Source organism: Vreelandella titanicae BH1, assembly GCF_000336575.1.
GTDB lineage: Bacteria > Pseudomonadota > Gammaproteobacteria > Pseudomonadales > Halomonadaceae > Vreelandella > Vreelandella titanicae.
In genome coordinates, this window is record NZ_AOPO01000001.1 from 373,733 (window position 1) to 386,072 (window position 12,340).

The 12,340-nt window shown below is 60.5% G+C and carries 8 protein-coding genes; 2 read left to right on the forward strand and 6 right to left on the reverse strand.

Annotation, left to right across the window (positions count from 1 at the left end; translation table 11 throughout):
- Nucleotides 1-2: 2 nt before the first annotated feature.
- Both HALTITAN_RS01550 and fdhA read right to left on the reverse strand, forming a co-directional pair.
- Nucleotides 3-1,721, reverse strand: a complete 1,719-nt coding sequence (locus HALTITAN_RS01550) for an NAD(P)H-dependent oxidoreductase subunit E (RefSeq protein WP_039857461.1) — start codon at nt 1,719-1,721, stop codon at nt 3-5.
- A gap of 138 nt (nt 1,722-1,859) precedes the next feature.
- Entirely contained in the window at nt 1,860-3,050 is a 1,191-nt protein-coding gene (gene fdhA / locus HALTITAN_RS01555; protein WP_039857462.1) for a formaldehyde dehydrogenase, glutathione-independent, read from the reverse strand.
- Nucleotides 3,051-3,436: 386 nt separating this feature from the next.
- Between fdhA and HALTITAN_RS01560 the strand changes: the two genes are divergently transcribed.
- Together HALTITAN_RS01560 and HALTITAN_RS01565 are read left to right on the forward strand one after the other, a co-directional pair.
- Nucleotides 3,437-5,017, forward strand: coding sequence for a BCCT family transporter (locus HALTITAN_RS01560; protein ID WP_009286048.1), 1,581 nt, complete (start codon nt 3,437-3,439; stop codon nt 5,015-5,017).
- Between the two features lie 64 nt (nt 5,018-5,081).
- The gene (locus HALTITAN_RS01565; protein ID WP_039857464.1) at nt 5,082-5,969 is read left to right on the forward strand and encodes a DMT family transporter; all 888 of its coding nucleotides are present in this window, start codon (nt 5,082-5,084) and stop codon (nt 5,967-5,969) included.
- Nucleotides 5,970-6,030: 61 nt separating this feature from the next.
- On the opposite strand, the gene etfB is transcribed toward HALTITAN_RS01565, so the two are convergent.
- The 4 genes from etfB to dgcA all read right to left on the reverse strand — a co-directional run bounded on the left by etfB (nt 6,031) and on the right by dgcA (nt 12,317).
- On the reverse strand, nt 6,031-6,852 hold the full coding sequence (gene etfB / locus HALTITAN_RS01570) for an electron transfer flavoprotein subunit beta (RefSeq protein ID WP_051051793.1): 822 nt from the start codon (nt 6,850-6,852) through the stop codon (nt 6,031-6,033).
- Nucleotides 6,842-8,146, reverse strand: coding sequence for an electron transfer flavoprotein subunit alpha (gene etfA, locus HALTITAN_RS01575; protein WP_039857467.1), 1,305 nt, complete (start codon nt 8,144-8,146; stop codon nt 6,842-6,844). Before etfA ends, etfB begins: the two co-directional genes overlap by 11 nt.
- Nucleotides 8,143-10,161 carry a (Fe-S)-binding protein gene (locus HALTITAN_RS01580; protein ID WP_039857468.1) on the reverse strand — a complete coding sequence of 673 codons (2,019 nt, stop codon included), beginning with the start codon at nt 10,159-10,161 and terminating at the stop codon, nt 8,143-8,145. The genes etfA and HALTITAN_RS01580 overlap by 4 nt, the downstream gene beginning before the upstream one ends.
- Nucleotides 10,162-10,244: 83 nt before the next feature.
- Nucleotides 10,245-12,317, reverse strand: a complete 2,073-nt coding sequence (gene dgcA, locus HALTITAN_RS01585) for a dimethylglycine demethylation protein DgcA (protein ID WP_039857470.1) — start codon at nt 12,315-12,317, stop codon at nt 10,245-10,247.
- Between the last annotated feature and the right edge of the window lie 23 nt (nt 12,318-12,340).

The following is a 12,340-nucleotide window of genomic DNA, read 5'->3' on the forward strand; positions in this document are numbered from 1 at the left end:
CCCTACCCCTTGACGATTACGTTCTGGGCGGCCAGCTCGCCGCGGAAATCCTTGAGCAGCCCCAGCACCGGATTAGGTGCCGCTTGGCCGAGCCCGCAAATAGAGGCATCTATCATCACCTGGGAGAGCTGCGTCATCAGCCCGGCGTCCCACTCGTTGCGCTCAAGCAGGGTGAGCATTTTTTCCGTGCCCACCCGGCAGGGTGTGCACTGGCCACAGGACTCATCGGCAAAGAAGGCCAGCAGATTGGTCGCGACCCCGCGCAGATCGTCCTGATCGGAGAGTACGATTACCGCAGCGGAACCGATAAAACAGCCGTGCTCCTGAAGGGTGTCGAAGTCGAGGGGAATATTGGCCTTGGCAGCGGGCAGAATTCCACCGGAGGCGCCGCCGGGCAGGTAGGCCGCCAAGCGGTGGCTGTCGGCCATGCCGCCGCAATACTCGTCAACCAATTCGTTGAGCGTGATCCCTGCGGGCGCTAAATACACACCAGGACGCTTGACCCGGCCTGAAACCGAGAAGCTGCGCAGCCCCACGCGGCCATGGCGGCCCTGGCTGGAGAAGGCCTCCGCGCCGCGCTGCCAGATCATGGGAATCCAGTAGACGGTCTCGACGTTATTGACCAGCGTCGGCCGATCAAAGAGCCCCTTCTGAGCCACAAACGGCGGGCGGTGGCGGGGTTTGCCCGGTTTGCCTTCCAAAGATTCGATCATCGCCGACTCTTCGCCGCAGATATAGGCGCCCGCGCCGCGGCGCAGCACGATGTAACCCGGCGCCACTAGGCCAGCAGCCTCAAGCTCGCCAATCGCCTCGCGCACCACGCTATGTAACGCTGGGTACTCATCGCGAAGATAGATATACAGCGCCTCGGCGTCTACCGCCCAGGCGCTGACTAAGGCCCCTTCAAGAAACTGGTGGGGCGAGCGCTCCAGGTAGTAGCGATCCTTGAAGGTACCGGGCTCGCCTTCGTCGGCGTTGATAGCGCAGTACCGGGGGCCGGCCTCCTGGCGCACGAAAGTCCATTTTTTGAAGGTAGGGAAACCCGCGCCACCCAAGCCACGCAGATTGGCCTGCTGCATCGCCTCCATGAGCGCTTCTACTGTAACGCTGCCGTCGTGACAGGCCTGGAGCAACGCCATACCGCCCTCGCGGCGATAGTTGTCCAATCGCTGCCAGTCGACGGGATCGGGGTGAAAGTGGCCCTTTTCGATCACCGACGCGATCCGCGCCTGGGTGGCGAACGGCACATGGTGGTGGCCTACTTCGACTACCGGCGCCGTGTCGCAGCGTCCCATGCAGGGCGCCCGCAGCACCCGTACCTGCTCAATATCCACGTTCGCTTCAAGCTGTGCCTTAAGCGCCTCAGCACCGGCCAACTGGCAGGTGAGGGAATCGCAAACGCGAATGGTGACTGCTGGCGGCGGCAGTTGATCGTCGTGGATGACGTCAAAGTGGGCATAGAAAGTGGCCGTTTCGTAAACGGCCGCCATGGGCAGGTTCATGTAAGCAGCCAGGGCACGCAAATCCGCCAGCAGTAGATGGCCCCGGGTGTCCTGAATGTTGTGTAAATGTTCAATGAGTAGGTCGCGGCGGCGCAGCGTGGCGTTCTGGCGTTCGTCACCCAGCAGTTCACGCAACCCCTCAAGAAGACTGGGATCGAGATCACGGCCGCGGGGCTTGCCGCGGAAGCGGCGCTTGGGGGTCACGGTCTGGACGGTCATGGGGTACTCATTATTATCTTGATCGGTTTTATACCGGATGAACAAAAACGGCACCCCTCGGGGCGCCGTCTAGGGTCGCACTAACCTGCCCTCAGGCAGGGATTAGGTCTTGTTGCTCAGTACTTATCAAATAAGTTATTAAGCCACGCTGCCATGGGGGTCAATAACGAATTTCTTAGCAGCGCCGCCATCGAAGTCGGCGTAGCCCTGGGGTGCCTGATCCAGAGTGATCATCTGGACATTCACCGCATCGGCAATATTGACCTTGCCAAACAGAATAGCCTGCATCAGTGGTCGATGGTACTTCATCACCGGGCACTGTCCAGTATGGAAGCTGTGGGACTTGGCCCAGCCAAGACCAAAGCGCATGCTCAGAGCCCCCTGCTTGGCGGCCTCGTCCTCCGCACCCGGGTCTTCGGTCACATAGAGGCCCGGAATACCGATCTGACCACCTGCACGGGTCAACGACATCGCCGAGTTCAGCACGGTCGCGGGCGCTTCTTTGCCGTGGTTGCAGCCACAGGCGTGGGCTTCGAAACCGACGCAGTCGACAAAGGCGTCGACCTCACGCTCACCGAGGATCACCTCGATCTTATCGGCCATGTCGCCGTCCTGGGTCAGGTCGATGGTCTCGCAGCCAAAGCTGCGCGCCTGGGCCAGACGCTCTTCGACCATATCGCCAACGATCACGCAGGCCGCACCCAGCAGCTGAGCGGAAACCGCGGCCGCCAGACCTACGGGGCCAGCACCGGCAATATAAACAGTGCTGCCGGGGCCGACACCGGCAGTTACGCAGCCGTGGAACCCTGTGGGGAAGATATCGGAGAGCAGGGTCAGATCCTTGATCTTCTCCATGGCCTGATCGGCATCCGGGAACTTCAGCAGGTTAAAGTCGGCATAGGGAACCATGACATATTCTGTCTGGCCGCCGACCCAGCCGCCCATATCCACGTAGCCGTAAGCGGCGCCAGGACGGGCTGGATTGACGTTGAGGCAGATACCGGTGCGGCCTTCTTTACAGTTGCGGCAGCGACCACAGGCAATGTTGAACGGCACAGAAACCAGGTCGCCGGGCTGAATAAATTCGACGTCGCGACCGCACTCGACGACCAGGCCGGTGATTTCGTGACCAAGCACCAGGCCCGATGGTGCGGTGGTGCGGCCGCGTACCATATGCTGGTCGCTGCCACAGATGTTGGTAGTAACTACCTTGAGAATCACGCCGTGATCGCACTTGCGATTGCCGATGGCGAGTTCAGGATAGGCAATGGACTCAACGGCGACCTCTCCCGGCCCCTTGTAGACCACTCCGCGGTTGGCTGCATTCATGGCTGGCTCCTGTGGCTTATTGTTCTGTTCATGATGGTTGATTGCGCTATCCCACCCTATCCCCTCCGCGCCTGGAGACTTACCCCAAAAAGGCACTCACGTATCTATTCAAGACATCCTAACCAAGATGGATAGATAGAGGTCGCTTTCACGACACTCCTCCTTTGCAACAGGCTCAACAATTCCTAGGGTTTGCACGAAAAGTCGCTGAGCGAAGGCCAGACTAGGCAAAAATCGGCGAAAAAACGGAGTTTACGGAGTGTAAATGAGTATTTTGAGCCGACTTTTAACAACGTATGGGCGAGCGCAAGCAGTTTTCGTACAAAGCCTAGAGTCGGCGATGTGATGCATACCCGACGTCTAACAAGAGCCACCAAGGAAACCTGATGAATAACAACGACGACCCGGTTCTGTCGCCCGGACAGGACAATACTCAGATCTTGGGGTTGGACTTTCATAACCCCGTCTTTCCGTTTTCTGCTCTAGCCATCCTACTGTTTATTATCTACGCGCTGGTCTATCCAGATGCTGCTAATACTCACTTAGGGCTTGCCAAGAACTGGTCGATTGAACACTTCGACTGGCTGTTTATGATTGCTGGCAATATTTTTGTGGTGTTTTGTCTTGTGCTGATCTGCTTGCCACTCGGGCGGATTAGGCTAGGCGGCAAGGATGCAAAACCGGAATACTCACGCACCTCCTGGTTCGCCATGCTGTTTGCGGCGGGCATGGGGATCGGCCTGATGTTCTGGAGCGTTGCTGAACCAGTAGCCTATTATACCGACTGGTATGGAACCCCCTTGAATACGCCAGCGGGAACGCCGGAGGGCGCCAGCGCCGCCATGGGGGCAACCATGTTCCACTGGGGACTGCACCCCTGGGCCATTTATGGCGTGGTGGCACTCTCACTCGCTTTCTTTGCTTATAACAAAGGCCTGCCACTGACGCTTCGCTCCGCCTTTTACCCGATCCTTGGCGAGCGAACCCGCGGCTGGGCAGGCCATATCATCGATATTCTTGCCGTGCTGGCCACCATCTTTGGCCTGGCCACTTCGCTTGGCTTTGGCGCTACCCAAGCGGCTGGAGGCCTCGCCTATTTGTTCGGCATTCCCAATACCATCGGCACACAGCTGGCGATAATCCTAGTGGTCACGGTGATCGCGCTGTTCTCGGTATGGCGGGGAATCGACGGTGGCGTTAAGTTGTTCTCGAATATCAACATGGTCATTGCGGCGGCGCTGCTTCTGTTTGTGGTTATAGCGGGGCCTACCTTGATGATTCTGACAGGCATTGGCACCACGGCTCTGGACTACGTGGGCCACCTTCTGCCGCTGTCGAACTGGATTGGCCGCGAGGACGATACCTGGTACCACGGCTGGACGATCTTTTACTGGGCGTGGTGGATCTCCTGGTCTCCGTTTGTCGGCATGTTCATTGCCCGCGTATCCCGGGGACGCACGGTGCGTGAATTCCTTATCGCCGTACTGCTGGTACCCACCCTGGTCACCTTGGTATGGATGAGTGCTTTTGGCGGCACGGCACTTTTTCAAGCCTCAAACGGCGTGGGCGAGTTGGCCAACGGCATTGGCGACGTCTCACTCGCCATGTTCCACATGCTGGAGCAACTCCCCCTGACCAGCATTACCTCGACGCTGGCGATCATTCTGGTGCTGGTGTTCTTCATCACCTCTTCAGACTCCGGCTCGCTGGTGATTGATAGCATCACCGCCGGCGGCAAGACAGATGCACCCAAGAGTCAACGAGTGTTCTGGGCGACGCTGGAGGGTATTATTGCGGGTGTGTTGCTGTATGGCGGAGGGAGCACAGCACTCAGCGCCCTGCAGGCGGGCGCAGTCGCTACGGGACTCCCCTTTACGCTGGTGCTGTTACTGATGTGTTTTAGCCTCTATAGGGGGCTCCACAAAGAGTGGCGCGAGCTCAACGCGGTGCCCAGAATCGCGAGCTAATCAACGCTAAACCGCCCGCCTATCCGGCGGGCGGTTTCCTTTTGTGTCAGCCGGGAGTAAGACAATGCAGTCAAGCCCTTACCAGCGCGGTCTGCTCATGGTGGTGCTGGGCGTCATATTTCTCAGCTTCGACGGGTTGCTGATCCGCCTAGCGCGCGCCGACGGCTGGACCATCGTGTTCTGGCGCGGTCTATTGATGTTCTGCGTGCTGGGGCTTTTATGCTGGGCAGGCAAGCGGCTGGCAACACTGAGCAGCAACCCGCTCTCCTCACTGGCCTCGGCGCTGCTGCTGGGCCTGATCTCCAGTCTGTTTGTGCTGGCGGTGATGAACGCCAACGTGGCCAATGTAGTAGTGATTCTAAGTACGGCGCCGCTGTTTGCGGCGCTGTTTTCGCGGATTTTCCTGGGCGAAAACGTCGCGCTGCGTACGCTGGTGGCCATTGCTGTCTGCATGCTGGGCATGGGTTTGGTGTTCATGGGCGAGGGGGCCATGGGGATGCTGGTAGGCAACCTGTATGCCTTGGCGGCCGCGGCAGCTATCGGCGGCAACCTGACCCTGCTGCGCCGCTATCCAGCGATTGATCCTATGACGGTGATTGCCGGTGGTGGGTTGCTCTCGGCGGCGGTTGCCCTGCCCATGGCCTCGCCGCTGGATCTGGATGCCCAGCGCTATGGCGTACTGGCACTAATGGGGCTGGTACAGATGCCCTTGGCCACGGTGCTGATCAACAGCGCCACCCGCTATCTGTCGTCAACGGAAGTGGCGCTGTTTTATCTGGTTGAAACGGCATTGGGCACGCTGTGGGTGTGGTGGTTATTGGGAGAAACCCCTACGACCTCGACGCTGGTCGGCGGTGGCGTGGTTATTTTGGTGTTGGTAGTGCATGCCTGGATAGGCTTGCGTCTGGAAAGACAGCGCCTGCGGCTTTATCCGGGCTTTACCGGTCAATAGAAAAACCCACCTGACAAAGGTGGGCTTGAGTGATGATTAGCGGCGTGATGCGCAGGCTAGTTCAGCGCAGCACATCCTCCTCCTTGAGCAGCTTGTAGATCGCCTCGGCGCCCTGTTCGGGGGACACATCGGTGAGCACCTGCCCGCCTTTGCCCTCCGACTTGGAAGCTGCCGCCTTGAAGCGATCCCTGGCCGAAGCGGCTTTGACAATTTTCAGACGCTTTGGCCGTTTACGTGCAGGGGACAGATGCCACTGGGCCAGCTCGCTGTCGGCTTCGGAGGTAGTGGTCGTGATCGCAAAGGTGGCCCGGCGCGCCGGGCCGAAGGCGCTCTGGCGCGCCACGGGCGCTGCCTCATCCACGCTAATGATGGCGGGCAGGCGCACCTTGAGACGGCGACGCTGGCCCCTTGGCAACGCCTGAAGCAGCGTTACCACGCCATTTTCCACCTTTTCTACCGACGCCAAACTATTAACCAATGGCCAACCGAGATGCTCTGCTAACGCATAGGGCAAAAGCCCAGAGCCTTCACCGCGCTCTGCCCGGGCGCCGGTGATCACGAGCTGAGGCGAGGTAGCGGCTAAATGTTCTACCAGGGGCAGAATGGCATCGCTGCCCTCGGGCTGTTCGAGCAGGGTCATGGACTCGAGCCCCATGCCCAGGTAGCCGCGCAGAGCCGCTTCGCTGCTATCGTCCTGGGAACCCGCGTGGAGCATGCTGATCCGGGTGCCCGGCAGCTCGGCCTCTATGGCCAGCGCAAGCTCCAGGCCCCGTGCGTCCTGTTCAGCACGCCTCGCACGGCCGGTGGTAGGGTGACGGCCGATGGAGACCAGCACCGCCACGTCGATTCCCTGTTGTTGCTTTTGGTGTAGATCAGGCTGCATCGCGCTGACCTCCCCGCTGCTGTTCCACCATGGCCACTAACGCGGCCAGAATTTGCGTGCTGTCGCCAATCACCGCCAGGTCGGCGCGCTTGATGATGTCGCACCCCGGATCGAGATTGATCGCCACTACCTTGTCGCAGCGCTGAATGCCCTGCAGGTGCTGGATAGCGCCTGAAATACCCACCGCCATATAGACTCGGGCGGTTACCCAGGTGCCGGTCGCGCCCACCTGACGATCACGGGCCATAAAGCCGTCGTCCACCGCGACACGCGAGGCCCCTTCGGTAGCGCCGAGAACTTTCGCGGCATGGTGGAAGGCATCCCACTGCTTGACGCCGTTGCCGCCGGATAGGATGAACTCAGCCTCGGCCAGCGCCACGCCGGCGGGATCCACTGCCACCTGCCCCAGATCTTCAATACGCGATAGAGTGGTGGGAATTGACGCTGCTAGGGTCAGGTGCTCGGCCGCATGCCGCGTCTCGTCCACCGGTTCGGCGCACTCGGCCAGCGCCAGGGCAACCCGCGGCAGAGGGCGCTGGATATCCAGGCTTCCAGCGGCGCCACGGGCCGTGCAGCGCCAACCCAAAGAGGCCTCATTATCAGCCTCCACCTGCCACACCCCCGTGGCAGCGCGTTCACCCAGGCGTAAGGCAAGCCGCCGCCCCAGATCGGCTCCGCCCAGGGGTGAGTCCGGAAACAGCCAGAAGCGCGGCGTCATCTCCCGCTCAACGGCGCTTAAAGCCGCCAGACGCGCTTCAGGCGCAAACCCCGCGTAAAACTCATCATCAAGATGCACGACGCGATCGATCCCGGCTTCGCCCAGCGTCTGCTCCTTAAGCTCGCCGCCACCCTCGCCCTTATACTCACCAAATAGGATCGCCACCACAGCGCCGGGCTGTTCGGCGTCGGCATCCGCCACACGCCGGGCCAGGCCCAGCAGATCCTTGTCATGTCCGGAGAGACGCCCGCCGGTCAGGTCGGGCACCACGGCCACCAGGAAGGCGGGCTGATCAATGGTCACCGTGCGGCGGCTATCGCGGGCCGCCGTGGTGGTCGCGGTGGCCTGCCCCCCTTGTTGGAGGCCACTACGATCAATCCGTTTGACGCCATTGGGACCGATAAAGCCGATGGCACGAGGATCCTTGCGCACCACGCCGTTGGGGCCCATCCATTCGCTGACCGCTCCGCCGCCCCTGTTTACACCCAGGGCGGCCAGCACCGCGGCGTTGTCGGGGTGCAGACGATTTCGGGCGATCCACTCACGACGTGGGTCGCGGCGAATAATCTCACTCATACGATCACCTCTTCAGCAGTCGTCGATGCAGTGGTTCGGCGGGATGCGCCGGTCACATCGTCAGCGGAACGCTCAACCAGCGCATCGGCCACCAGTTCGGCGATATCGCGCACTTCGGCGCTGGCATCCACCACGCCTTCCAGCATGGCGGTACATTGAGGGCAGCCCACTGCGACCAGTTCGGCGCCGCTCTCTTTGACGTCATTCATGCGCATGTCGGGAATCCGCTGCTTGCCGGGAATATCGGTAATCGGTGCCCCGCCGCCGCCGCCGCAGCAGCGCGAGCGGTAGCCGGAGCGCTCCATCTCCTTAACCTCGATACCCAGCGCCTTAAGCACGTTGCGCGGAGCCTCGTATTCACCGTTATAGCGCCCCAGGTAACACGGGTCGTGATAGGTGACGCTGCCGCCTTTCCAAGGGGCAAAGGTCAACCGACCGGCGTCGTACAGTTCGGCGATAAAGGTACTATGGTGACGTACCACATAATGACCGCCCAGCTCGCCGTACTCATTGCCCAGCACATGAAAGCTGTGGGGATCGCAGGTAACAATCTGCAGGAAGCGATACTGAGCCAGGGTGGCAATATTGCGCTTCGCCAGGGATTGGAACGTCGCTTCATCGCCCAGACGCCGGGCCACGTCGCCGCTATCACGCTCTTCGGTACCCAACACCGCAAAATCGACTTCAGCGGCGCGCAGCACTTTGACCAGTGCGCGCAAGGTGCGCTGGTTGCGCATATCAAAGGCGCCATCCCCCAGCCACAACAGCACATCGACCTGCTTAAGATCTGCCATGAGCGGTAGGTTAAGATCCGCCGCCCAGTTGAGCCGCGAGCCAGGATCGAAACCGCCGGGATTGTCGGTGGCGATCAAATTGTCGAGCACCTCGGCGCCTTTGTTGGGCGTTTTGCCACGCTCCAGAGTCAGGTAGCGGCGCATATCGACAATCGCATCCACGTGCTCAATCATCATCGGACACTCTTCCACGCAGGCACGGCAGGTCGTACACGACCACAGGGTATCGGCGTCAACCAACGCCTTTCCTTCCAGCGCCACGATGGGCCCATGGGGAGAGCCTGCGTGTTCACCTACCGGCTTGCCCCCAAGCCCTTGTGAAGGGTGCGGGGAGCCGGCATAGGCGGCATCGCTGCCCCCCGCCATACCCACGACCATGTCCTGGATCAGCTTCTTGGGGTTGAGCGGCTGACCGGCGGCAAACGCCGGGCATACTGCCTCGCAGCGACCGCACTGTACGCAGGCATCGAAGCCCAGCAGCTGGTTCCAGGTAAAGTCGGCAGGCTTTTCTACCCCGAGGGGCGCCGCTTCATCCTCAAGGTTTAGCGCCTTGAGGCCCGTTGAGCGACCAGCGCCGCCTTTTTTCGTGGAGAAGCGCTCGGCGCGGCGATGGAAGGCCAGATGTAAGGCACCGGCGAAGGCGTGCTTCATGGGCCCGCCCCAGGTCATGCCAAAAAACATTTCCCCCAGGCCCCAGGCCACGACGCCCGCTAATACCAGCGCCAGCAACCAGCTACTGCCCCCTTCAAGCAAACCTTCGGGCAGCAGACCTACCGTGGGCAGAGTGATCAGGAAGACGCTTATCGAGAACGCCATCAGACTCTTGGGCAGGCGCATCCAGGGGCCTTTGGAGAGCCGAGCTGGGGGGTTAAGCCGCCGCCGCGCCACGAAGAGGCTCCCGACGAACATGGAGGCGCTCGCCAGTAGCAGTAATCCGCCTAGCAATGGGTTGGCGATCCCCAGACCGTGCACCAGGATCATCAGCACGGCGGCGGCCACGAAGCCACCGGCGGTGGCCACGTGGGTGTTGGAGATCATTTTGTCACGCCCCACTACATGGTGCAGATCTACCAAATAGCGGCGCGGCAGGGCCACCAGCCCCTTGAACAGGTTCACCCGCGATGGGCGCCCCTGACGCCACAGGCGTATACGGCGTACAGCGCCGATTACTGCCAGGGCCAGGGCAGTAAAAATCAGTATCGGCAAGAGCGTTTCGAGCATGGTGCTCACCTCATCTTTGGTGCCATTGGCTTCGGCGGCGGGGCTGCTCTGGCGCCCCGCATTATTGTTGGCTTTCGCCTAAGTCAAAAGTCCTTGCAGATTCGCAGGGCGTCGTAAATGGCCGCATGGGTGTTACGCGGTGCCGTGCAGTCGCCTAGCCGGAACAGCAGGAAACCATCTCCTGACTCGCTCAGACAAGGCTGCGGCTGGATTGCATAGAGTGCTTCCAGATCCACCTGCCCTCTGTTGCGGGACTGCTCTTTAAGCGCGTAATAAAGCGCCTCATCAGGGCGTACACCGTTCTCCACCACCACCTGATCCACCACGCGCTCTTCCAAAGCACCGGTGTACTCATTTTCGAGCACCGCTACCAGTCCGTCGCCCTCGCGGTAAACCTTATGCAGCATCAGGTCGGAGGACATGATCACCTCCTTCTCGTAGAGGCTGCGGTAGTAGGTGGGGAAGGTGGTACCGCCCACCGCCGCGCCGGGCTTGATATCGTCGGTGACGATCTCCACCTTGGCGCCCTTATCGGCGATAAAATCCGCCGCCGAGACGCCGGAGAACTCGCAGATGGCGTCATAAATCAACACGTTTTTACCTGGTGCCACTTTGCCAGAGAGAATATCCCAGGTGCTGACTACCAGGCTCTCCTCAGCATTCTCCGAGTAACCCCACTCGGGGTGCTGGCTAAGGAAGGGCTGGCCACCGGTGGCAAGCACCACGATATCCGGGCGCAGATCGAGCAGCGTTTCCTCATCGGCGCGGGTGCCCAGACGCAGGTCGACTTTTAGCCGCGCCAGCTCCAGCTGGAACCAGCGGGTGATACCGGCGATCTGGTCACGCTGGGGTGCCTGGGCGGCAATCGTGATCTGCCCACCCAAGGAGTCAGCGGCCTCAAACAGCGTGACGTCATGGCCACGCTCGGCGGCGACGCGCGCCGCTTCCATGCCACCAGGGCCACCGCCCACCACGACGACTTTGCGTTTGACGCCCTCAGTTTTCTCAATGATGTGGGGCAACCCCATGTATTCACGGGATGTAGCGGCGTTTTGAATACACAGTACGTCAAGGCCCTGGTACTGTCGGTCGATGCAGTAGTTAGCGCCCACGCACTGCTTGATCTGATCGATCTGGCCCATCTTGATCTTGGCAATTAGGTGAGGGTCGGCAATATGTGCCCGGGTCATGCCCACCAGGTCTACGTAGCCCCCTTCGAGGATACGCTGGGCTTGATTGGGATCCTTAATGTTCTGGGCGTGGATCACAGGCACGTTCACCACTTCCTTGATCCCCGCCGCCAGATGTAAGAACGGCTCCGGCGGGTAGGACATATTAGGAATAACGTTAGCCAGGGTGTTGTGAGTGTCGCAGCCAGAACCGATAACACCGAAGAAATCCACCATATCGGTGGCATCGTAGTAGGCGGCGATCTGCTTCATATCGTCGTGAGAAAGACCATCCGGATGGAACTCGTCGCCGCAAATGCGCATGCCGACGCAGAAGTCGTTACCCACTTCAGCACGTACGGCTTTAAGCACTTCCATACCGAAGCGCATACGGTTCTCGAAGCTACCGCCCCACTCGTCCTCACGCTTGTTGACCCGTGGGCTCCAGAACTGATCGATCAAATGCTGGTGCACGGCAGAGAGCTCAACACCGTCGAGGCCCCCTTCCTTTGCCCGGCGCGCGGCCTGGGCAAAGTCGCCGACAATACGCCAGATCTCTTCTTCCTCAATGGTCTTACAGGTCGAGCGGTGCACCGGCTCGCGGATACCGGAGGGGGATACCAGGGTCGACCAGTCGAAACCGTCCCAGCGGGAGCGGCGCCCCATATGGGTAATCTGGATCATGATCTTGCCGCCATGCTTATGCACAGCATCGGCCAAATTCTGAAAGTGCGGAATAATGCGATCAGTGGACAGGTTTACCGAGCTCCACCAGCCCTGAGGGCTATCGATGGACACCACCGATGAGCCACCGCAAATACATAGACCACAACCACCTTTGGCCTTCTCCTCGTAGTACCTCACGTAGCGCTCAGTGGTCATGCCGCCGTCGGTGGCATGCACCTCAGCATGAGCGGTACTGACCACACGGTTGCGGATGGTCAGCTTACCGATCTCGATCGGCTCGAAAATTGCGTCGAATGCCATGTTTGTCTCTCCTCGTACCCCAG

Excerpts from the sequence above, each read along its gene's own strand:
- HALTITAN_RS01560 (WP_009286048.1), top strand. The coding sequence starts at position 3,437 with ATGAATAACAACGACGACCCGGTTCTGTCGCCCGGACAGGACAATACT.
- HALTITAN_RS01580 (WP_039857468.1), bottom strand. The coding sequence starts at position 10,161 with ATGCTCGAAACGCTCTTGCCGATACTGATTTTTACTGCCCTGGCCCTG.
- etfB (WP_051051793.1), bottom strand. The coding sequence starts at position 6,852 with ATGCAGCCTGATCTACACCAAAAGCAACAACAGGGAATCGACGTGGCG.
- HALTITAN_RS01565 (WP_039857464.1), top strand. The coding sequence starts at position 5,082 with ATGCAGTCAAGCCCTTACCAGCGCGGTCTGCTCATGGTGGTGCTGGGC.
- dgcA (WP_039857470.1), bottom strand. The coding sequence starts at position 12,317 with ATGGCATTCGACGCAATTTTCGAGCCGATCGAGATCGGTAAGCTGACC.
- etfA (WP_039857467.1), bottom strand. The coding sequence starts at position 8,146 with ATGAGTGAGATTATTCGCCGCGACCCACGTCGTGAGTGGATCGCCCGA.
- HALTITAN_RS01550 (WP_039857461.1), bottom strand. The coding sequence starts at position 1,721 with ATGACCGTCCAGACCGTGACCCCCAAGCGCCGCTTCCGCGGCAAGCCC.
- fdhA (WP_039857462.1), bottom strand. The coding sequence starts at position 3,050 with ATGAATGCAGCCAACCGCGGAGTGGTCTACAAGGGGCCGGGAGAGGTC.